Below are 23,320 nucleotides of genomic sequence, written 5' to 3' on the forward strand. Positions count from 1 at the left end.
TTTTAAGTAAGTTATTTCGTTGATATTGTATAAAAACAATGTATAATTTATAGATAAAGAAAATATAGAAACTAATTAGGGAAAGGATATTATATGGTAAGGGATAATTACACTTTAATAACTGGTGGAACTAAAGGAATTGGATTTGAACTTGCAAAATTATTTGCAAAGGATAATAATAATTTAATTATTGTTGCAAGAAATATTGATGAGCTTAATGAAGCAAAAAAATTTTTAGAAAATAAATATAAAATATTTGTGGAAATATTAGCTTTAGATATAAGTGTGGATAAGTCAGTAGATAAAATTATAAATTTTGTGGAAGAAAAAAACTTAATTGTGGATAACTTAATTAATAATGCTGGAGTTGGAAGTTTTGGTTTTTTTGATGAAATAAATGAGGAAAAAGACTTAAATATTATACACATAAATATTGTAGCTTTAACTAGGCTAATAAAATATTTTTTACCTAAATTAAAAAAATTTAATTCTGGTGGAATATTAAATGTTGCATCAACTGCAGCATTTGTTGGAGGTCCTAAAATGAGTACATATTATTCTTCAAAAGCATATGTACTGACTTTATCAGAAGCTTTATATGAAGAGGCAAAAGAATTTGGTGTAACAGTAAGCTGTCTTTGTCCTGGACCTGTTAAAACATCTTTTCAAAAAAATGCAGGAATTATTAAGTCTGAAAAAGCAAAAAAATATTTAATGGATGCAAAAACAGTAGCAAAGTGTGGTTACATTGGCTATAAAAAAGGAAAAGCAATCATAATTCCGGGTTTTAAAAATAAGATTATGATTTTGGCTACAAAGATTTTACCAAGAAATATAATAAGAAAAATAATATTTAATACAAATAAATAGGAGTGTAATATATGGGGATTTTTGAAGGTTATATATTAGTTTCAGATATGGATGGAACTTTATTAAATGATAAAAGAAAAATATCGGATGAAGATAAAAATGCTATAAATTATTTTAAAGAAAATGGAGGATTGTTTACTATAGCAACTGGTAGAATGCTAGAAGCAGCTAGTAGATTTGCTAGAGAACTTAATCTAAGTTTACCTATAATACTTTATAATGGAAGTAAAGTTTATGATTATTCAAATGAAAAAGTAATTAAAGAATATTTTTTAGAAGAAGAAAGAAAAGAAGTTATAAATAAATTACTTAATGAAAATAAAGAAATAGGGATAGAAGTTTATTCGGAAGAAAATATATACATATTTAAGGATTGCAAATATACAAAGAGATTTACTGGAAAAGGATATAAAGTAATCTATGATATAAATGATAGTGTGTGGAATGCAAAATGGACTAAAATATTAGTTGTTGGTGAAGAAAATATATTAAATGAATTTGAAAGAGAATTTTCAAAATATGATAGTGAAATACCAATAAGAAGTGGAGAAAATTTTCTTGAAGTAGTACCAAAATATACTTCAAAAGGACAGGCGTTAAGTGATTTGATAAATGAATATAAACTTAATGATTTAAAAGTTATAACAGTTGGAGATAACATGAATGATAAGGAACTTATAGAAAATGCAGACTATGGATTTGTAGTTCAAAATGGAAATAAAAAATTATTATCTAAAGCTAGGTATAAAGCGCCAAGTAATAACGAAAGTCCTATTAAATATATAGTAAAATGGATTGAAGATAATAGATAATTATTGATTATCATAATGATAATTAAATTTCCAAATTGCTTGACATGGAAATTTATATAAACTAAAATAGTAAAAAAAGAATAAAATTAGAAAAGTTAAAGTACACTTTAAATTGGTCCCGTGAGGCCAGAAAGGAGTATAGAACTATGCTATTATTTAATGGAAATATTATAGCTTTGTTTAAAAAGTTAAATTTAAATAAGAATGAATATACCAGGGCAATAGGGAGAGCAATTTCAATTTAAAGTAATTTGGTCTCTTTGTTGTCCTTTTTGTTATACAAAAATTTAAATTTATCTTTTAAAGTGTATTTTTAGCAATTAACTTAAATTTTTGAGGAGGGCTAAGCATGAAAGCAAAGCTTATATTAGAAAATGGAGTAATTTTTGAAGGAAAAGCCTTTGGATATCTTAAAGAAAATGTTGGAGAAGTAGTATTTACTACAGGTATGACTGGTTATCAAGAAGTTTTAACTGATCCATCATATCATGGTCAAATAGTAACTATGACATATCCTTTAATAGGAAACTACGGAATAAACTTAGAGGACATGGAATCAAGTAAACCTCAAGTAAGTGGATTTATAGTTAGAGAAAAATGTGATATACCAAATAATTTTAGATGTGAATTAACATTAGATGATTATTTAAGACAAAACAAAATTGTTGGACTTGAAGGTATAGATACAAGAGCATTAACTAAAATTTTAAGAAATAATGGAACAATGAGAGGAATTATTGTATTAGATGATTCAACGTTAGAAGACGTTAAGGGTAAGATTGAGAGTTTTTCAAATAAAGAGGCAGTACATATTGTAAGTACTAAAGAAAAATATGAAATTGAGGGTCCAGGAAAGCACGTAGCTGTAATCGACTATGGTATAAAAACAAATATTCTTAGATGTTTTAAAAAGAGAGGTTGTAAGTTAACAGTATTTCCATCAAATGTATTAGCAGAGGAAGTACTTAGTGTAAATCCAGACTTAGTATTTTTATCAAATGGGCCTGGAGATCCAGAGGATTTAAGTGAAGAAATAGAAACTATTAAAAATATTATAGGAAAGAAACCAGTAGTAGGAATATGTCTTGGACATCAACTTTTAGCATTAAGTTTAGGCGGAAAGACAGCTAAATTAAAATTTGGACATAGAGGTGGAAATCATCCAGTAAAAGATTTAGAAACAGGAAGAGTACATATAACATCACAAAACCATGGTTATTATGTAAATTATATTCCAGAAGATGTAGAAGTAACTCATGTAAATATAAATGATGAAACAGTAGAAGGAATGAAGCATAAAAATATGCCAATATATTCAGTTCAATTCCATCCTGAGGCATCAGCTGGACCTAAGGATTCAGAATATATATTTGATAGATTTTTAAATTACGCACTATAAGATACTTTAGGAGGATTGAAATTATGCCATTAAATAAAGATATTAAAAAAGTTTTAGTTATAGGATCAGGACCAATTATTATAGGACAGGCAGCGGAGTTTGATTATTCAGGAACTCAAGCTTGTCAGGCTTTAAAAGAAGAGGGAATAGAAGTTGTTTTAATAAACTCAAATCCAGCAACAATAATGACAGATAAAGAAGTTGCAGATAAAGTTTATTTAGAGCCACTTACATTAGAGTTTGTTGAAAAGGTAATAGAAAAAGAAAGACCAGATAGTTTACTTGCAGGAATGGGCGGACAAACGGGGTTAAATCTTGCAGTAGAGCTTTATGATGCTGGAATTTTAGATAAATATAACGTAAGAGTAATAGGTACATCTATCGAATCAATAAAAGAAGGGGAAGATAGAGAACTATTTAGAAATATGATGAACAGAATAAATGAGCCAGTTATACAAAGTGAAATTGTAACTGACTTAGATTCTGGAATGGCATTTGCAAATAAAATAGGATATCCAGTTATAGTGAGACCTGCATATACTCTTGGAGGAACAGGTGGCGGAATTGCAGATAATGAACAGGAGCTTAGAGAAACATTAGAATCAGGTCTTCAATTAAGTACTATAGGACAGGTTCTTTTAGAAAAGTCAGTTAAGGGATGGAAAGAAGTTGAGTATGAAGTAATGAGAGATTCATACGGAAACTGTATAACTGTATGTAACATGGAAAATATAGATCCAGTAGGTATACATACTGGAGATAGTATAGTTGTTGCACCATCACAAACATTATCAGATAAAGAATATCAAATGCTTAGAACTGCATCAATTAATATAATAAATGCAGTAGGAATTGAAGGCGGATGTAATGTACAATTTGCATTAAATCCAGAAAGCTTTGAATATGCAGTAATTGAAATAAATCCTAGAGTTTCAAGATCATCAGCCCTTGCTTCAAAAGCAACAGGATATCCAATAGCAAAGCTTGCCGCAAAAATAGCACTTGGATATGGATTAGATGAAATAAAAAATGCAGTAACTCAAAAAACATATGCATGTTTTGAGCCTTCATTAGATTATGTAGTTTGTAAAATACCAAAGTGGCCATTTGATAAATTCTTTAGTGCAGATAGAGCGCTTGGAACAAAGATGATGGCAACTGGTGAAATAATGGCAATAGGAGCAAACTTTGAGCAAGCTTTTTTAAAAGGAATAAGAAGTTTAGAAATCGGAAGATATTCATTAGATTACAAAAAGTTTAGAGATTTAAGTATGCAAGAACTTAAAGAAAGAGTAATGGTTCCAGATGATGAAAGAATTTTTGCATTAGCAGAAATGCTTAGAAGAGATTATAGAATAGATATGGTATGCCATATAACAGGAATGGATAAGTTCTTTGTAGAAAAAATAAAATGGATAGTAGATGAAGAGCAAAGATTAAAGTTAAGTAAGATTGAAGATTTAAATAAAGATTGGTTATTAACATTAAAGAAAAAAGGATTCTCAGATAAAGCAATTGCAGATTTCTTAAATGTTAGTCCAGAAGAAGTATATAAATTAAGAACTATATGGAATATTAAACCGGCATATAAAATGGTTGATACTTGTGCTGGAGAGTTTGAAGCACTATCACCATATTATTACTCAACTTATGAACAATATGATGAAGTTGAAGTAACAAAGGATAAAAAGAAAGTTATAGTAATAGGTTCAGGTCCAATAAGAATAGGTCAAGGTGTTGAATTTGACTATGCTTCAGTTCATTGTGTTAAGTCATTAAAGAACATGGGAATAGAAACAATAATAGTAAATAATAATCCAGAAACAGTAAGTACAGATTTTGATATATCAGATAAATTATACTTTGAACCATTAACAGAAGAAGATGTTTTAAATATAGTTGAAAAAGAAAATCCAGATGGAGTAATACTTCAATTTGGAGGACAAACAGCTATTAAACTTGCAAACTTCTTAAAAGAAAAAAATATACCAGCACTTGGTACAACAGCAGATCAAATTGATATGGCTGAAGATAGAGAAAAATTTGATGAATTATTAGAAAAGCTTGGAGTATCTAGACCAAAGGGTAAAGGTGTATGGTCAGTTGAAGAAGGATTAGAAGAAGCAAGAATTCTTGGATTCCCAGTACTTGTTAGACCTTCATATGTACTTGGTGGTCAAGGTATGGAAATAACTCATGATGAGGAAGAATTAACATATTACTTAACAAATGCCTTTATAAAAGATACAAAAAATCCAATTCTTATAGATAAATATTTAATGGGTAGAGAAATAGAAGTTGATGCTATATCAGATGGTTGTGATATATTAATACCAGGAATAATGGAACATTTAGAGAGAGCTGGAGTTCACTCAGGTGATAGTGTTACAATGTATCCAAGTCAAAATATAAGTAAAGAAATAAAGGATAAAGTATTAGAATATACAAAGAAACTTGCTCTTTCAATAGGTATAAAAGGTATGATAAACATTCAATTTATAGAGTTTGAAGGAAATCTTTATGTAATAGAAGTTAACCCAAGAGCTTCAAGAACTGTTCCTTATATAAGCAAAGTTTCAGGAGTTCCAATAGTAGATCTTGCAACAAAGGCAATGCTTGGATATAAAATTAAAGATTTAGGATATGGAGTAGATGTATACAAAGAGCCAGAACTTGTATCAGTTAAGGTTCCAGTATTCTCAACTCAAAAACTTCCAAATGTAGAAGTATCTTTAGGACCTGAAATGAAATCAACAGGAGAAGTTTTAGGAATTGGAAGAAATATAAAAGAAGCTTTATATAAAGGATTTGTTGCTGCTGGTATGTTAAGCAATATTGATAACGGAAAAATACTTGCAACAATTAAGAAACATGATAAGCAAGAATTCTTACCAATGGCAATAGAACTTTCAAAGCTTGGATATAAATTCGTAGCAACAAAAGGAACATGTGAATTATTAAAAGAGCATGGAATTGATGCTGAGGAAGTAAGAAAAATTAACGAAGAAAATCCAAATATATTAGATGTGGTAAAAAATAAAGAAGTTGATTTAGTAATAAATACACCAACAAAGGGAAATGATTCAAAAAGGGATGGATTCCTAATAAGAAGAGCTGCTGTAGAGAGAAATATTGGGGTTATAACAGCTTTAGATACATTAAAGGCTATGATAGATGTAAGAAAAGAAAAATTATGTAATAGAAGCGATTTAGAAGTTTTTAATATAGCTGAAATATAATATTAATACAGCTTGAACTTAAAGTGCTATGCAAAGTGTATTTGTATAGCACTTTTTATATGACATATAAATAATTTAATCGACAGTTTTTTCTTTAAAAAATAATAAAATAATTAGGAATATATAATCAAATAAAACATATATTGTTAACATAAGAAAAAAATATGTTGACATGCGAACCTCTGTTCGATAAAATATAATCAAACGTGTGTTCGCATAAAAGGAGTGTTATTTATGAAGTCAGATTCAAGCGTTTTTGTAAAATTAAATTATAAAAATATTGGTGAAGTTAGAAGTCTTATTATAGATAGACAAGGCAATTTTGGAAATTCAAAAAAATATTTAATGTGTGCTGGTAAGTGCGATAAAAATGGATGGACAATAGTATTTAAAGCAAGAGATTTCAAAGAGGCTGAGGAGATAGTGAATAGTAGCACTTTTAAGAACACGAGACATAAAGCTATGATGTATAACTAAAATAAGCGTTAAATATAAATTATAAAAATGTATGAATATTATTTTATTGAATAATAATATTCATGCATTTTTTTATTTTTATATGTATTCCATAAAAAAACACTTGTATTTATAAAATAAGTATAATATAATTTAATAAATTTAAAAAATGAATAGCTATGATAAGGAGAGTAATCTTAAACAGAAGCTTCAGCGAGTTAGGAAATGGTGTGAGCCTAATAGTAGAGTTTTGGATGAAGAACACCTTTGAGCTTTCTACCGAAAGTATTTATATTTAAGTACAAGTAGACTAGAACGCTACCAAAAGCGTTAAAACTGGCAGGTATCGAATACTCTGGAAGTACTTCCGTACCATGAATTACAACTATTTTTTTATATAGTTTTATTTATGTATAATAACTCGCTTCCAGCGAGTTTTTTTTATTAATATTTATAATAAAAGGGGGCAATTAAATGTGTAGTTTCGTTGTATTATCATCAGATAAATTACCAGAAAAAGATTTTGATTTAGCATTAAGAAAGGTTTATCACAGAGGACCAGATAACAATATTTCCTTTAAAGAATACGGTATTAATTGGGGCTTTAACCGTTTAGCAATAATGGATTTATCATCTAATGGAAATCAACCTTTTAAATCATACAATTGCGAGCTTGTTTGTAATGGAGAAATATATAATTATCATTCATTAAAAGATTTATTAGTTCATGAATATAAATTTCATTCAGGAAGTGACTGTGAAGTATTAATTCCGTTATATCATCAATATGGAATTGAAATAATGTGCAAAATGTTAGATGGTGAATTTGCATTTGTATTATATGATGATGAAAATAAATCTTTAATGGCAGGTAGAGATCCTATGGGAATACGTCCTATGTTCTATGGATATACAAAAGAGGACAATAAAATATCATTTGCAAGTGAAGCTAAGGCATTAATAGATTGTTGCAAAGATATTATGCCATTTCCACCAGGACATTATTATAAAGATGGAGAATTTATTTGTTATAATGATCTTTCAGAATCAAAATTTATTAATAATGATGATTTAGAAACAATATTTGAAAATATAAAGCATAAACTTGAAAAATCCGTAGAGAAGAGGCTTCAGGCAGATGCACCAATAGGATATTTATTAAGTGGAGGACTAGACTCTTCATTAGTATGTTCTATTGCACAGAGAATGAATAAAGAGCCTATAAAAACTTTTGCAATAGGTATGGAAACAGACCCTATAGATTTAAAGTATGCAAAGCAAGTGGCAGATTTTTTAGGTACAGACCATACAGAAGTTATTATAACTAAGGATGATGTATTAGGTTCTTTAGAAGAAGTTATTTATCATTTAGAAACTTTTGATATAACTACGGTTCGGGCAAGTGTTGGTATGTATTTATTATGTAAGTATATTCATGAAAATACTGATTTAAAAGTTATTTTAACTGGAGAAGTTAGTGATGAATTATTTGGATATAAATATACAGATTTTGCACCATCACCTAGTGAGTTCCAAAGGGAATCACAAAAGAGAATAAAGGAACTTTATATGTATGATGTATTAAGGGCTGATCGTTGTATATCTGCTCATGCATTAGAAGGTCGTGTACCTTTTGCAGATATTGATTTTGTAAGCTATGTTATGAGTATTAATCCTTTAAAGAAAATGAATACTTATGGAAAAGGTAAGTATTTATTAAGAAAAGCCTTTGATGGAGATAATTATTTACCAGAATCAATACTTTATCGTGAAAAGGCTGCATTTAGTGATGCAGTTGGACATTCTTTAGTTGATTATTTAAAAGAGTATGCAGAAGATAAGTATACTGATGATGATCTTTTAAATGCTAAAGATAAATATAGTCATTGCACTCCTTTTACTAAGGAATCATTATTATATAGAGATATATTTGAAAAATTTTATTCTAACAATGGAAATTGGATAAAAGATTTTTGGATGCCAAATAAGGAGTGGGAAGGTTGCAATGTAAGTGATCCAAGTGCTAGGGTTCTTTCAAATTATGGAGACAGTGGAAAATAATTAATATAAAAAAGGGCTATATCAAATTAATATTGGTATAGTCCTTTTTTAATAATTTTATATATCTAATAAATTTTTTTCATATGAAGAGTAAAGATCTCTTAAATCATTCATTTTATCTTCAATTTCTAAGTATATTTCTGATGCTAATTTAAAATCAGAATTTCTAAATGCTTCTTTTACTTTTGTAAATAAGCACTTTTCAGTATAAGTATCTTTCATTAAATGATGTCTTAATTTATTTATTTCAGTCCATCTTGTAATGTCTAAATCAAGAGCTTTTTCAGCAGCATGAAGAGCTTTAGTTTCTCTTATTTCCTTCATGTAGTTAAGTATAACTCTATGTTCTATTTCAGTTGCCCATCTGTTTAAAGCAGCAATCTTAAAACTATCTATAATTTGATCAGTAAGAGCTGGATTTCTCTTTAATGCGCTTATTTTTTCTTTGTTATTATCAAGTTGAATTACATTTTCAAATACAGTTGCAGGTGCTTTTCCGAAATAATTTATTCTTTCTTCTTCAGTAAAATCTTCAAATACATCTTCTTCAGTTCTATAAGCTCTATCTTTTTCTAAGTAAACTGCATCTTCACCAGGTTTCTTTGAAAGTTCATCTAATAATTCATCTTTTGATTTTTGTGATTCTGAAGCGTATAAAATTCCATCAAGCATAGCCATGTATGAAACTGCCATAGTAAGGTAAGTATTTGAATGTGGATTTGGAGATCTAAGTTCAAATCTAGTAGCCATAGGCTTATCTAAATCTCTTATTAATCCAACAAGTATAGTTCTGTTTCTTGATGGGTTATCAGGTGCTGCACCTAAAGAAGTAACTGTACAAATAGGTGCTTCAAATCCAGGCTTTAATCTTTTTAATGAGTTATTAGTTGAAGATATAAATGGATTCATAACTTCATAATTTTTAAGTATACCCATTACAGCTCCGTAGCCTATTTCACTTAAGAAGTGCTCTTTTCCTACATGGAATAAGTTTATTCTTTTTCCGCTCTTTAACTTAGCACTAACTCCTAAATGAGTGTGCATACCTGATCCTGCAACTCCGTCAATTGGCTTAGCCATAAATGTTACATCAAGACCATTTCTTCTAAATGTTTCTTGTATTAAAATTCTTATGAAAAGTTCATTATCAGCAGCTTGTAATGTAGATGAAAATTTCCAATCAACTTCAAGTTGTTCCATTATGTGATTAAACTTACCTGAGCTTTCTAGCTTAGCTCTAACTCCACCAACTTCTTTATGTCCCATTTCTGGCTCAAATCCGTACTTATACATTAAATCTAAAGTTTGCTCTAAAGCTGTTCTTACATTACCTTTAGTTCTTGTCCAATATTGTTCTTGTAAAACTTGTGATGTTGATAATTCTTCTATTTGAGCTATGTCATTTGGTGTTTTAACCCAAAATTCTAATTCAGTTGCAGAAGTTAAATTAATATCTTCTAAGTCATCAACAGTTATATTGTAAGTAGCTAAAAGGTTTGGATTTTTATTAAATTCTTCTAATAAATTTTTTTGGAAAGTTTCAACAGATGATTTAAGTATAAATCTTGAGTCAACAGGTTTGTTGTTATGGTATAAGAAACAAGGAATTCTAAGTGTTCCGATAGGTTTGTTTGAGTTAGCGTCTATATTGTCATAATTGTAGTCAACGAACCAATTACAATCTAAGTCAGCAATCATATCGACTTTGGCGTTATTAAGAGTAGCTATATTAGGTAATACTACTGAGGAACCGTCAGTTTGAACTGCAACACCATTTAGGAAGGAATCAATATCCTCTAAAAAAAGAGATACTGGTATCTTTTCATCGGTATCATTACCTGATAAGTCAATTCCAACTAAGGATACAAATTTTATTTGTGGATTTTCTGTTAATATTTTTTTTATACTATTTTCGTTATGTGTTTCTTTTGGTAGTGTATAAATTAAATTCTCAGTCATAATGTATATTCTAGATATTTTATGATATGGATAGAACTATATCTAGAAAAAAGTCACATCCTTTCTCTTTAAGTCGAATGAAATTATGAACATTTGGTTAAATGTTCGGAATTAAAATCTTAGAAAAATTTTACTACAAGATACATTTATAGTCAATAAAGCAAAATAAAAATATTTTAGACATATGGATTTATTTTTATTAAAGTTATAGAATATGAAGTATATTAGTTTATAAAGAGTGGAGTGATTAGGCTTTGGATAAAAAACAATTGCCAATAGGATTTTTTGATTCAGGAGTTGGAGGGCTAAGTGTATTAAAAGAAGCAATAAAACTTATGCCAAATGAAAATTACATATATTTTGGAGATTCTAAAAATGCTCCCTATGGAACAAGAGATATGAAAGAGGTTAGGGATTTAACTTTTGATGCAGTTGAATTTCTTTTAAGCAAAGGAATAAAAGCTTTAGCTGTAGCTTGCAATACAGCAACAAGTGCAGCTGTTGCTGAACTTAGAAAAGTATATAAAGATTTACCTATAGTAGGAATAGAGCCAGCTGTAAAACCAGCAGTTGAGTTACATAAAGATGGTGAGATAATAATAATGGCAACTCCATTTACACTATCACATGGAAAATTTCAAAAACTTTTAGAAAGTTATAAAAATGAAGCGAATATAACGCCTATGCCTTGTGGTGGATTAATGGAATTTGTAGAACGTGGAGATTTATATAGCTTAGAACTTAAAAATTATCTTAAAGATAAATTTAAGGTATATAAAGATAAAAATATAGCGGCTATCGTTCTTGGTTGTACTCATTATCCTTTTATAAAGAAGAGTTTAATTGAAATAGTTGGAGAAGATGTTCCTATAATAGATGGTGGAGAAGGTACAGTTAAGGAACTTAGAAGAAGAATGGGATTAATGAATTTAATAAATGATTCAACGGAAAAGGGAACTATAACTTTCTATAATTCTTTAGGAGAAGAAGAAATAATAAACTTAAGCAAAAGATTATTAGAGGTTTAGGTTTAAAAATAATAGTATCAATATATTGTTGATACTATTATTTTTTTATTAGTATCATATTAATTACATAAACATATAATATAATAAAGCAAATTAAAAAATATTTCACAAAAAAGTTTGTTAAATAGTTGACAAGCAAAAAGGAAGTTGGTATATTATAAGTGTAAAGTGAATTGTCAGAAAATTTTAAAAACAAAGAAAAATTAAAGTGTTTAAATATAAAAATTAATTAATGAGGTGATTTATATGATTATAAATGTTAGAGAGTTTTTAGGAGAAAATTTTGCGATTGAAGACGCTATAATACTAAGAGAGCAAATAAAAAATAATTTAAATGAAGAAGTAGTTTTAGACTTTGAAGGATTAGATAGAGTGCCAAGTACATTTTTAACTTGTCTTTTTAATGAATTAATAAATCAAAACGGAAGAGATAGAATTTTTAACGCTATTAATGTTAAGAACTTAACAAACTACAATGATTTTTCAAGAGTTGTAATGGGAACAACATTCTTAAATTAATAAATGGAGTAAAATAATATGAATTTTTATAGTGGTAAGAGGTTACGGTCTTTTTAAATGGAGATAGTGGCTTCTTATTTTTTTTTATGAAAAATTTCTAATAAAAAACTAATTAAATTATTATTTAAAGTTAAATCATTCTTAACATGTTTGGATTATAATAATAGATAAATTTATGCATTAGGAGTGATGGGATGAGTATTATAAGCGGAGGAATAGACTTTATACTTCATTTAGATAAATATTTGAATGTATTTATTAGTAATTATGGTATATGGGTTTATGCTATATTATTTTTCATAATTTTAATTGAAACAGGATTAGTTGTAACTCCATTTTTACCTGGTGATTCTCTAATATTTGCGGCAGCAGCTTTTGCAGTAAGTGGAGCTTTAAACATAGGAGTTTTATTGATTCTTTTATCATTAGCTGCAATAATAGGTGATACTTTAAATTACAATATAGGAAAATATTTAGGGAGGAAACTACTTGAAAAAGGAGATTCAAAATTTATAAAGAAAGAATACATAGATAAGACTAATGCTTATTATGATAAGTATGGTGGAAAAACAATAGTTTTAGCAAGATTTATTCCGATAGTTCGTACGTTTGCACCATTTGTAGCAGGAATTGGGTCTATGAAATATAAGCAATTTATAGCTTATAATGCAGTTGGAGGAATAGTATGGGTGTCTGTAGTATCGACTCTTGGATTTTTCTTTGGAAATATACCATTTATAAAAAATAATTTTTCAATGATATTTATAGCAATAATATTAATATCAATTATTCCAATTATAATAACTGGAATAAGAGGCAAGTTAGTTAGTTAGTAATAACCAAGTTTAAACAACTATTTGTTTAATAAGATTAAATGATATATAATTTCTTTATAATAATTATTATTCATCTATTTTAGTATGAATTTATATGAAAGATTTGGATAATAATAGATAATAGGTTTATTTTGAAAGGAGAATTTATTATGAAAAACCCAATAGTTACAATTGAAATGGAAAATGGAAAAGTTATAAAGGCAGAATTATATCCAGAGGTAGCAGAAAATACAGTTGATAATTTTATACATTTAATAAATATGGGATTCTATGATGGATTAATATTCCACAGAGTAATTCCTGGATTCATGATTCAAGGAGGATGTCCAGAAGGATCAGGAATGGGTGGTCCTGGATACTCAATTAAGGGAGAATTCACAAGAAATGGATTCAAAAATGAATTAAAACACCATAGAGGAGTTTTATCAATGGCAAGAGCTATGCATCCAGATTCAGCTGGAAGCCAATTCTTTATAATGGTTGCTGATGCACCTCACTTAGATGGTCAATATGCTTCATTTGGTAAGGTAATTGAAGGAATAGAAGTTGCTGATGAAATAGTTAAAGCTCCAAGAGATCGTATGGATAGACCAAGAGAAGATCAAAAGATAAAGAAAGTTACAGTAGACTTAGGAGATTATAAAGCAAAAGAACCACAAATATTAGAAGATTAAGAGGTGAGCTAAATGGTAAAAAGTAAAGCTTTATTAGTACATGGCTTATCAGAAGAAGAAATAAATTCATTAAAACCATTAGCTAAAATTATAGAAATAAAGCCAGAAATGGTTGAATTAAAAATACATGAGATAGCTTCAGGAAAAGTTGTTGAAGAAGTTATTGAAGAAATAGAATTACCTGATGAAAAGGCTATATTATTTAGTGGATTTTCAGATAAGGAAGTTCAAGTTTTAGTAAAGAAAGTAAGAAGTTCTGTTCAAGGGGGAGTACTTGCGGTAGTTACTCCAATGTCACGTAATTGGTCATTTAAATACTTATTAAACCATCTTATAGAAGAAAGAGAATGGTATAAGAGTCAGAACAAAAGAGGAGTGTAATAAGTTTTGAGTAGAGTTGGAAATAGGATAAAAGAAGCTAGACTTAAAGTTAATATGCCTCAAAAAGTATTAGCTAAAAAGCTTGGTGTTTCAGAGAAATTTATAAATGAAATAGAACTTGGACGTAGAATTGCTCAAGAGAGTTTAATAGATAAAGCGGCTAAAGTTTTAAATGTAGATTTAAATGATGTAAACATGGTAGTTACAGATGAAGATTTAATGAATGAAAAGAAACTTGCTAAAGAAACAAAAACAAGTTTCAAAAAGGACAATAAATCTGATGCAGTATGGGAAAATGCATTTTCATCTGTTCTTAAAAATGTTCCAATATATGATTATTCTTTAAATAATGCAAAAGGATACAAAGAATTACCTATACATTCTAAAAAGATAGAAGGATATCCTCAAGATAAAGTGATATATATTGAAATACAAGATGATGATATGAGTGGATTTAGAATGTCAAAGGGAGATTTAGTATTTGGACATTTAGCTACAGAATTTAATCAAAATGGTTTTTACTTAGTTAATTATAAAGGTTCAACAAAAATTAGAGAAATTAGAAAGTTAGATAATGCAAAGGCTCTATTAATGAGTAATAGAGGTGGAGTAATGACTGAAACTGTTGAATTTAAAAATATGAAACTAATAGCAAAATTAGATAGAATAGAAATAAAACTTTAATAAAAGTGCATCTAATATAGATGCACTTTTTTATATGAAAAATATAAGTTTTATAGAATGAAAGTATTTAAAAAAAAGTGGCATAAGCCACTTTTTTTATTGTTATAAATTATAAGAAGATTTTAGAACATAAATTTAAAATTAAGTTAAGGTTATAATTACTTTTTATATCAAAAAATATAATTACTCCATATTATAGTAAGATAAATTAATTTTAAGGTGGATTTTATAATGCTTAATAAAATTGATACAAGACTACAATTTTATAGATCATTGACAGATGACACTGTAAATAAAATAAATAATTTAAAGAGCATTGTTATTGATAGTAAAAAAATGGTTGAAGTAATCATAATAAGTGGGGATAATGTGGATAACATTGCACAAGTTGTGGATAACTTAGGGGGAAAATACGAAAATTTAGGATATGGATATGGAATAGTTACATTGCCTGTGGATAATTTATCGAAATTAGAATTATATAAAACTATACAATATATAGAATTGCCTAAAGAATTATATATTTCAGATTCAGAAAGTAATAGGGCAGCTTGTATTTTAAATGCACAAAGTAGCTATAATGTTGATGGTTCTGGAGTTATTATAGGATTCATAGATACAGGTATAGATTATATGCATCCTGGATTTAGAAGTGAAGATGGAAGTACACGAATTGAATATATATATGATTTAAGTTTAGATGGAAAAGTATATGATAAAAATACAATAAATGAAGCTATAAAAAATAGTAATCCAAGTAGTATAGTTCCATCTACAGATTTTTTAGAACATGGAACTCATGTTGCTGGGATTGCTTGCGCAGGAGGAAATATCCCAAAATATAATTATGGGGTAGCACCTAATAGTTCAATAATTATGGTTAAAGCAAATAGAGGAAGATTTGCTTTAAGTACTCAAATACTTAGAGGTCTTAAATTTTTAGTTGATAAAAGCAAAGAATTAAATATGCCTCTTGTTGTTAATATAAGTTTAAGTACAAATGATGGAGCACATAATGGAAATTCATTATTAGAAAAATATATAAGCACTGTATGTGACTTAGAAAGAATAACAGTTGTAATTGCAGCTGGTAATGAAGGGGATGCTTCCCATCATGTTGGTGGTGAACTTAGGGAAGAGCAAACAATAGATATTAATATTTCTGAAGATGAAACATATATAGAATTAGCTTTGTATAAAGATATATTACCTAATATAAGAGTACAAATTATTAATCCAACAGGAAAGATGAGTCAAGAAATAGAAGTTAAGAGTGGTCTTAATGAAGTTTTTTTAGATGGAGATAAAATAATATTATATTCATCTGGTCCAAAACCCTTTGATTTGCTTGGAGAGATAATAATTGGTTTTATACCTGGTGGAGAATATTTAGTTAGTGGTATATGGAGATTTAAAATTAAAGTTGTTAATAATTATAATGGAATATATAATATATGGCTTCCAGTTAGAGAAGGATTAAATAAAAATACCAAATTTTTAAGGCCTACTTTATTTAATACATTAGGAATACCAGCGACAGTTAGTAATGTTATATCTGTGGGGAGTTATAATTATTTAACTAATACAATATCACCGTTTAGTGGTAGAGGTATAGCAGTTAATAAATGTTTTATGAAACCTGACATAATAGCGCCAGGAGAAGGAATTATATCAACAGTTCCTTTTGGCGAATTTGATTCTAAAAGTGGAACATCTATGGCTACACCACATATAGCTGGAATAGCTGCTTTATTTATGCAATGGGGAATAGTAAAAAATAATGATAAATTTTTATTTGGAGAAAGACTTAAAAATTATTTAGTAAGAGGTGCAAGAAGAGATAGACCAAGCATAGAGTATCCTAATCCTCTTTGGGGATACGGAACGGTATGTGCTTATGATTCATTTGAAATTCTTAGGAATGAATTAAAGCTTCCAATTAACAATATGAGAAGTGAAAATAGACAGACAAAAGATAATAGAGTAGTTATAGAATACACTGGAGATATTGAAAAAGCACTTTCAAAATATAAAGATATAGATATAAATATATTAGATGAAACTTTTGCTGTAATTAATATTAGGGATGGAAATTTAGAAAAGATAATGAATGATAATCCAGAAATAGTTTTTAGTGAATCACAATCTATATATACACTTAATGATATTTCTCCAGTTGAAGCATCAGGCGCTCCTATGTTTCATAAAAATCCATATCTTACATTGAATGGACGAGGTGTGATTGTTGGAATAATAGATACTGGAATAGATTATATGAATAAAGAATTTATGAGGGAAGATGATACAACAAGAATCTTCTCGTTATGGGATCAGACTATAGTAGAAAATATTAATCAATCTGAAAATAGTTTTGGTTATGGAAAAGTTTTTACTGAGGAAGATATAAATAAAGCTATAAATACAAGTAAATCTGGAGGAGATCCATATTCAGTTGTTAATAGTGTAGATACAATAGGACATGGAACAATGGTTGCTGGAGTAGTTGGTGCTAGAGGAAGAAATCCAGGTTTAGTTGGAGTAGCACCTGATTGTGATTTTATAGTTGTAAAATTAAAAGAAGCTTCTGAGGAGTATTTAGAAAATCTTGGAGTAACATCAAAGGGAGAAGGAAGATATGAAAATGTTGATGTTTTATTAGGGATAAAATTTATATTAAATGAAGCTAAAAGGAAAAATGTACCCTTTGTTATTTATATACCGTTAGGAACAAATATAGGGGCACATGATGGTAGTTCTGTTGTTGAAAGATTTATTGGAGATATATCAAAAAGAAGGGGATTAGCAGTTGTAACTTGTACTGGAAATGAGGGGAATACAGATACTCATACATTAGGAAGAATAGAAAAAACAGGAGATATAAATAATATAGAGCTTAATGTTGATAGGAGACAAAATGATCTTTTTTTAGAAATTTGGGTTAATAAACCAGATAAGGTGTCTTTATCTATAGTTTCACCTTCTGGGGAGGTTATAGAAAAAATACCTTCAAAAATAAAACAAGTTCAGGAAATAAAGTTTGTGTTTGAAGGAACTACTATGTTTATAGAATATAGAATACCAGAAGAAACAACAGGAGATGAACTTATTAAGATAAGAATGAAAGATTTAAAAGAGGGAATTTGGCAATTTAAATTAATTGGAGATTATATTGTTAATGGTGAATATAATGCTTGGATTCCACAAAGAGCATTAATAGAAGAGGATACGAAATTTTTAAATTCTAATCAATATACAACTTTAACAATTCCTGCAACATCTCAAATGGCTATAGTATCTGCTCATTATAATCAAAATAATAATGCTACAGTAGGAAGTTCGGGAAGAGGATATACTAGAGATGGAAGGCAAAAACCTGACATAGCTTGTGGTGGAATAAATGCTACTGTATTAGCACCTGGCGGAGGAACAAAACTTGCATCGGGTTCATCAATTGGGGGGGCTGTACTTGCTGGATGTTGCGCATTGCTTCTTCAATGGGGGATAGTGGATAATAATGATCCAACAATGTATTCTGTAAAAATGAAGACTTATATAATAAGAGGGGCTGAAAAGCGTTCAGGTGATGTTTATCCAAATAGGCAGTGGGGATATGGAATGATTAGCATTAGAGGAATATTCGATAATATAAGAAGTAGGGGATATGATGAATTTTATTTAGGAGATATGTTTGTTAGAAGGCCTAATAAATAATTTCACCAATTTATAATATAAAGCATAAATTATTTATAAAAGCAATAATAAGGAGTAACTAATGGCTGAAAAGGGTCGATTAAGATTACAATGTTTTAAAGGAGATACTTTCATTCCTTTAGATGGTTGCAAAGTAACTGTAACAACAGATGATGGCAGACAAACAAATGTTGAATTAGTAACTGATTCATCAGGAAAAACTCAAACTATAGAGCTTAATGCTCCTCCTTTAGAAAACTCTCAATCTCCAACAGGAGGTATACCATATAGTTTATGCGATATTAAAGTTGAGAGAAATGGATTTGAACCATTTATAGTGCAAGGATGTCAAATTTATCCAGTAGAAACTGCGCTTCAATTATGTAATTTAAATGAAACTAATATGAATAGGGCAACAAGAGCAGATGTAATAGTTGTACAACCTAATAGACTTGTAGGAGATTTCCCTCAAAAGATACCAGAAGATGTAGATAAAGAATTACCACCTCCATCAAGTGGTGTTGTTCTTCCGAAGCCTATAGTACCAGAATTTATAATTGTTCATGATGGATTACCAAATTCATCAGGAGTAAATCATAGAGTTTTATATAGAGATTATATAAAAAATGTTGCATCAAGTGAAATATATTCAACTTGGTCAGATAACACAATAAGAGCAAATGTTTTTTGTATAATATCATTTACTTTAAATAGAATTTATACAGAATGGTATAGATCAAAAGGTAAAACCTTTGATATAACAAATTCTACAGCATATGATCATGCGTTTAGTTTTGGTAGAAATATATATGATAATATATCCAATATAGTTGATGAAGTATTTTCAACATATGTAAGAAGGATTGATAGAAAACAACCCCTTTTAACTCAATATTGTGATGGTAAAAACGTTAAGTGTCCAGGATGGCTTACTCAATGGGGAAGTAAAGACTTAGGAGATCAGGGTAAATCATCATTTGATATTTTAAAATATTATTATGGGAATAATATTGAATTAGTAACAGCGGAAGTTGTAAAAGGTAGTCCAAAATCTTATCCAGGATATGATTTAACAATAGGATCTAGAGGAGAACCAGTTAGAGTAACACAAGAATATTTAAATAGAATATCTCAAAATTATCCATTAATCCCTAAAGTACCTCAAGATGGTGTTTATGGAGATAAAACTGCTAATCAAGTTAAGGTTTTCCAAAGTGTATTTGGATTACCACAAACAGGTATAGTGGATTATAGAACTTGGTATAAAATATCTGAAATATATGTTGGTGTAACAAGAATAGCAGAATTAAAATAAAATTTATAAAAAAAGAAGTACTAGGATTTAACCTAGTGCTTCTTTTTAATTATTTAACTGTTTTCTATTTTTAAAGTAAAATAAACAACATTGAAAAATAAATATAAGGCTTAGAAGACCAAAAAGTGGATACAAAGTTGAAATCAAATTACCAAATCCAAAAAGTGATATTGGAAAAGCTATAAAAATTACTAAAAGAACTGATTTTTTAAAGTTCATTTTAAATGAATATTCCATTGTTTTACTTATTGAATATACATCAGAAACTTCAGTTGAGAACATTTCTAATAATATAACCATGAGCAACAGTGCTTGTAATATATAGCTAAATCTCTTAGATACAAATAATAACGGAATTTCATATTGATAAATATATGGTTGGTTAACAGTAAGCAATAAATTTATCATTAGGCAAAGAATTGTTAAGCCTAATGCTCCAAAAATAACTCCAAGTGTCATAGTTTTTGTTTTTTTAACACTTGTACTTAAAGGTACAAGAACACCACTACAACATAAAATATTGTAGCCAGCATATAAAATTGTTGATACTATTAAGCCTTTATCCTTTGGAGCTTCAAAAGATAATATATTTTCAAAAGTTATAAGTTCACTACATAAAACAAAATAAAGTATTGTTATTGTAGTAATTGTAAATATAAGTGTTGGTACAATAAATGAGTTTACTTCAATTAGGCCATTAGTTCCTCTGAATAAGAAAAATATAGCTATTCCCATCATAATTAATGTACCAACTATTTTAGGAAGCCCAAAAAATTGATTAATAAGTGCACCACTTCCAGCTAGAATTATAGATGCACTTGAGATTAAGTAAATTGTTGTTATTCCTCCAGTAATTTTTCCAAAAAAGTTTGGACTTATCTTATGTATAACATCTCCATAAGAGTTTAATTTATATTTTATACCAATCTTTGAAATAATGGTTCCCATAGCAATATAAAAAATTCCACAAATTATTATAGAAACAAAGCTCATTACTCCAAATGATGTGAAAAATTGAGTTATTTCTTTTCCAGAAGCAAGACCAGCACCTACAACTGTGCCAATAAAAACAACTGCAACTTGAAATATTTTAATCAACTCTTTTTTCAAAATGTTACCTCCTTAAATAAAATTGCTCTTAATAACAAATATACAAGCTAAACTTAAGATTTATTCTATTTATAAGTGAATAAGGTACATTTTCTAAGGAAAACTAATTATAAATATGGAATGTAAAGGAGTGAAATTCTTTTGAATAAAAAAAGGCTTTTAGTTATTATTATGATATTGATTTTATGTATAGTTGGATGTAAAAAAAGTGAGGATAATTATAAATTTAAAGATAGATTTAATATTCAATTATCAAAAAAAGCAGCAACAATATATTTAGATTGTCTTAAAAGAAATGATATTGAAGGTGCAAATGCTATTTCAACACCAGATCTTGTAACACAGAATAAAGTGAAAAGTTTAGCTGATATGCCAATAGTTTCATTTTCAATAGGTAATTTAACTGAAACTGGATTAAGTGCTTATGTCGAATATCAATGTGCTAGAATTAATAAAAATTCCTTAAATGCAAACTTAGATAGTATTACAGTAAAGGTAGTTAAATTAGGTAATGAATATAAAGTATCAGATATTAAAAGTGATAATTTAAAAGAAATATATGTTAAGAGCAATGAATTAAGATCTATTATAAATGGAGCAGGAAGTAGTGAATTAGTATTTACATTAAATGATTTGCCAGCAGAAACTTATCCTAAATATATTACTCCACCTATTAAAAAAGAGGAAATACCAAAAGATAAATTTTCAGCGTTAGGAATTAGTTATGATGGAAGTAATTTAGCATTTGGGACAACTAATGGTAAAGATAGTTTTGTTGGTATAGCTATTGTGGAACAGGAAAAAGAGTCCATGGCAAATGTTCAAGATAGTTTAGCACAAGGAAAAGATGGTGAATCTAAAGGTGTTGATGAAAACACATTAAGAAAGGTATTTGAAAAACCAACAGCTCAAAAAATAATACCTTACGATATTTTAAAAGATAGTAAAATAGAAAATTTAATATTTACTGAAGACGAGGGTGATCTTTTGGTTCAGTATACACAAAGTGGTAAAAAGGGAATGGGACTTAAAATATATAAAAATCCTGATGGAAAATTAGTTGAAATAGATTTTGAAAAGTTATTTCCAATGGATAAATATAATATAGTTTATGAAATGGCAACAAAAACAGAGCTTATAATAAGTGTTTTAACTAATGGAGAAAGAAACGATATATCACAAGATTTATTAGGAAAATATAGAATAGATTTAGTGAAAGAGGTTATGGATAAAATATAATAAAACCATCAGGAAATAAAATTTCACTTATGATATTATAGTTATAAAGTACATAAATAATTTGGAGGAAATCATAGTGAAAGAATGGAATTGTAAGAGATATCATAGTTTAAACTATTTTTTACGAAATAAATTTAATGAAAAAGTATTTAAAATATCACTAGATGGAGGCTTTTCTTGTCCAAACAGAGATGGGACTATAAGTAAAGGTGGATGTCTTTTCTGTAGTGAAAGTGGTTCAGGAGATTATGCTGGAAATAGGGTTTTACCAATAGGTAAGCAATTTTGCGATATAAAAGAAATGATGAATAAGAAATGGAAAGAAGGAAAATACATAGCTTATTTTCAAGCATTTACTAATACATATGCTCCAGTTGATGAATTAAGAGAAAAGTATAAGGAAGCATTAAAACAAGATGGAGTTGTTGCACTTGCTATTGCAACTAGGCCAGATTGTTTAGGAGATGATGTTTTAGATCTTTTAGAAGAGATTAATAAGGAAGTATATGTTTGGGTAGAACTTGGACTTCAAACTGTTTCAGATGAAACTGCAAGAAAAATAAATAGAGGATATAAATTAGATGTATATGAAGATGCAATTTCTAGATTAAAGAAAAGAAATATTGACTTTGTAACTCATTGTATATTTGGACTTCCAGGAGAAACAAAAGAAGATATGCTAAATACAGTTAAATATATAAGTAAAACTGGATCTAGAGGAATAAAATTTCACCTTTTACATTTAATGAAACATACACCTATGGTTAAATTATATGAAAGAGGAGAATTAGAATTTTTATCACAAGATGACTATATAGATTTAATATGTAAAAGTATATCTATACTTCCAGAAGATATGGTAGTTCATAGGCTTACAGGAGATGCTCCAAGGGACCTTTTAATAGGACCAATGTGGAGTCTTAAAAAATGGGAAGTTTTAAATGCTATAGATAAAGCATTAGTTGATAATGAAATATATCAAGGAAAAGATTTTAAATAATATAAATACAAGAAAGCCCAATGGGCTTTCTTGTGATTGTTAAAAAGA

18 protein-coding genes are annotated in these 23,320 nt (G+C 28.4%); 16 read left to right on the top strand and 2 right to left on the bottom strand.

Annotated elements, in window-relative coordinates; all coding sequences use genetic code 11:
• Positions 1-93 precede the first annotated feature (93 nt).
• The 6 genes from O212_RS0105335 to asnB all read left to right on the top strand — a co-directional run bounded on the left by O212_RS0105335 (position 94) and on the right by asnB (position 8,837).
• Positions 94-870, top strand: a complete 777-nt coding sequence (locus O212_RS0105335) for an SDR family oxidoreductase (RefSeq protein WP_024614107.1) — start codon at positions 94-96, stop codon at positions 868-870.
• A gap of 11 nt (positions 871-881) precedes the next feature.
• Positions 882-1,682: a Cof-type HAD-IIB family hydrolase gene (locus O212_RS0105340; protein ID WP_024614108.1), complete on the top strand. Its 801-nt coding sequence runs from the start codon at positions 882-884 to the stop codon at positions 1,680-1,682.
• A gap of 349 nt (positions 1,683-2,031) precedes the next feature.
• Positions 2,032-3,081, top strand: a complete 1,050-nt coding sequence (carA, locus tag O212_RS0105350) for a glutamine-hydrolyzing carbamoyl-phosphate synthase small subunit (protein ID WP_024614109.1) — start codon at positions 2,032-2,034, stop codon at positions 3,079-3,081.
• A 23-nt stretch (positions 3,082-3,104) separates the two neighbouring features.
• Positions 3,105-6,320, top strand: a complete 3,216-nt coding sequence (gene carB / locus O212_RS0105355) for a carbamoyl-phosphate synthase large subunit (RefSeq protein ID WP_024614110.1) — start codon at positions 3,105-3,107, stop codon at positions 6,318-6,320.
• 234 nt (positions 6,321-6,554) lie between these two features.
• On the top strand, positions 6,555-6,797 hold the full coding sequence (locus tag O212_RS0105360) for a hypothetical protein (RefSeq protein ID WP_024614111.1): 243 nt from the start codon (positions 6,555-6,557) through the stop codon (positions 6,795-6,797).
• Between the two features lie 453 nt (positions 6,798-7,250).
• Entirely contained in the window at positions 7,251-8,837 is a 1,587-nt protein-coding gene (gene asnB, locus O212_RS0105365; protein ID WP_024614112.1) for an asparagine synthase B, read from the top strand.
• Between the two features lie 57 nt (positions 8,838-8,894).
• Here asnB and O212_RS0105370 read toward each other — a convergent pair whose 3' ends face one another.
• Complete coding sequence (locus O212_RS0105370) at positions 8,895-10,796, bottom strand: glutamine synthetase (RefSeq protein WP_024614113.1); 1,902 nt, start codon at positions 10,794-10,796, stop codon at positions 8,895-8,897.
• A 254-nt stretch (positions 10,797-11,050) separates the two neighbouring features.
• Between O212_RS0105370 and murI the strand changes: the two genes are divergently transcribed.
• From murI to O212_RS0105410, 8 genes are all read left to right on the top strand, one after another.
• A complete protein-coding gene (murI, locus tag O212_RS0105375; protein WP_024614114.1) occupies positions 11,051-11,824 on the top strand; it encodes a glutamate racemase in 774 nt (257 codons plus the stop codon).
• 246 nt (positions 11,825-12,070) lie between these two features.
• Positions 12,071-12,343 (top strand): STAS-like domain-containing protein, encoded by a 273-nt coding sequence (locus O212_RS0105380; protein ID WP_024614115.1) that lies wholly within the window; start codon positions 12,071-12,073, stop codon positions 12,341-12,343.
• A gap of 194 nt (positions 12,344-12,537) precedes the next feature.
• Complete coding sequence (locus O212_RS0105385) at positions 12,538-13,176, top strand: DedA family protein (protein WP_024614116.1); 639 nt, start codon at positions 12,538-12,540, stop codon at positions 13,174-13,176.
• 152 nt (positions 13,177-13,328) lie between these two features.
• Positions 13,329-13,853: a peptidylprolyl isomerase gene (locus O212_RS0105390; protein ID WP_024614117.1), complete on the top strand. Its 525-nt coding sequence runs from the start codon at positions 13,329-13,331 to the stop codon at positions 13,851-13,853.
• 12 nt (positions 13,854-13,865) lie between these two features.
• A complete protein-coding gene (locus O212_RS0105395; protein ID WP_024614118.1) occupies positions 13,866-14,234 on the top strand; it encodes a DUF3783 domain-containing protein in 369 nt (122 codons plus the stop codon).
• Between the two features lie 6 nt (positions 14,235-14,240).
• A complete protein-coding gene (locus O212_RS0105400; RefSeq protein WP_024614119.1) occupies positions 14,241-14,918 on the top strand; it encodes a helix-turn-helix transcriptional regulator in 678 nt (225 codons plus the stop codon).
• A 231-nt stretch (positions 14,919-15,149) separates the two neighbouring features.
• Positions 15,150-18,629: a S8 family peptidase gene (locus O212_RS0105405; protein ID WP_024614120.1), complete on the top strand. Its 3,480-nt coding sequence runs from the start codon at positions 15,150-15,152 to the stop codon at positions 18,627-18,629.
• 61 nt (positions 18,630-18,690) lie between these two features.
• Positions 18,691-19,923, top strand: a complete 1,233-nt coding sequence (locus O212_RS0105410) for a peptidoglycan-binding protein (protein WP_024614121.1) — start codon at positions 18,691-18,693, stop codon at positions 19,921-19,923.
• A gap of 45 nt (positions 19,924-19,968) precedes the next feature.
• Here O212_RS0105410 and O212_RS0105415 read toward each other — a convergent pair whose 3' ends face one another.
• Positions 19,969-21,033 (bottom strand): transporter, encoded by a 1,065-nt coding sequence (locus O212_RS0105415; RefSeq protein WP_024614122.1) that lies wholly within the window; start codon positions 21,031-21,033, stop codon positions 19,969-19,971.
• Between the two features lie 141 nt (positions 21,034-21,174).
• Here O212_RS0105415 and O212_RS0105420 point away from each other — a divergent pair, with 141 nt between their 5' ends.
• Together O212_RS0105420 and O212_RS0105425 are read left to right on the top strand one after the other, a co-directional pair.
• The gene (locus O212_RS0105420; RefSeq protein WP_024614123.1) at positions 21,175-22,272 is read left to right on the top strand and encodes a hypothetical protein; all 1,098 of its coding nucleotides are present in this window, start codon (positions 21,175-21,177) and stop codon (positions 22,270-22,272) included.
• A gap of 73 nt (positions 22,273-22,345) precedes the next feature.
• Positions 22,346-23,272: a TIGR01212 family radical SAM protein gene (locus tag O212_RS0105425; RefSeq protein ID WP_024614124.1), complete on the top strand. Its 927-nt coding sequence runs from the start codon at positions 22,346-22,348 to the stop codon at positions 23,270-23,272.
• Positions 23,273-23,320: the final 48 nt, after the last annotated feature.

The organism is Clostridium sp. Ade.TY, assembly GCF_000498355.1.
Taxonomy (GTDB): Bacteria; Bacillota; Clostridia; order Clostridiales; family Clostridiaceae; genus Clostridium.

Excerpts from the sequence above, each read along its gene's own strand:
- O212_RS0105335 (WP_024614107.1), top strand. The coding sequence starts at position 94 with ATGGTAAGGGATAATTACACTTTAATAACTGGTGGAACTAAAGGAATT.
- O212_RS0105340 (WP_024614108.1), top strand. The coding sequence starts at position 882 with ATGGGGATTTTTGAAGGTTATATATTAGTTTCAGATATGGATGGAACT.
- carA (WP_024614109.1), top strand. The coding sequence starts at position 2,032 with ATGAAAGCAAAGCTTATATTAGAAAATGGAGTAATTTTTGAAGGAAAA.
- carB (WP_024614110.1), top strand. The coding sequence starts at position 3,105 with ATGCCATTAAATAAAGATATTAAAAAAGTTTTAGTTATAGGATCAGGA.
- O212_RS0105360 (WP_024614111.1), top strand. The coding sequence starts at position 6,555 with ATGAAGTCAGATTCAAGCGTTTTTGTAAAATTAAATTATAAAAATATT.
- asnB (WP_024614112.1), top strand. The coding sequence starts at position 7,251 with ATGTGTAGTTTCGTTGTATTATCATCAGATAAATTACCAGAAAAAGAT.
- O212_RS0105370 (WP_024614113.1), bottom strand. The coding sequence starts at position 10,796 with ATGACTGAGAATTTAATTTATACACTACCAAAAGAAACACATAACGAA.
- O212_RS0105380 (WP_024614115.1), top strand. The coding sequence starts at position 12,071 with ATGATTATAAATGTTAGAGAGTTTTTAGGAGAAAATTTTGCGATTGAA.
- O212_RS0105385 (WP_024614116.1), top strand. The coding sequence starts at position 12,538 with ATGAGTATTATAAGCGGAGGAATAGACTTTATACTTCATTTAGATAAA.
- O212_RS0105390 (WP_024614117.1), top strand. The coding sequence starts at position 13,329 with ATGAAAAACCCAATAGTTACAATTGAAATGGAAAATGGAAAAGTTATA.
- O212_RS0105395 (WP_024614118.1), top strand. The coding sequence starts at position 13,866 with ATGGTAAAAAGTAAAGCTTTATTAGTACATGGCTTATCAGAAGAAGAA.
- O212_RS0105405 (WP_024614120.1), top strand. The coding sequence starts at position 15,150 with ATGCTTAATAAAATTGATACAAGACTACAATTTTATAGATCATTGACA.
- O212_RS0105410 (WP_024614121.1), top strand. The coding sequence starts at position 18,691 with ATGGCTGAAAAGGGTCGATTAAGATTACAATGTTTTAAAGGAGATACT.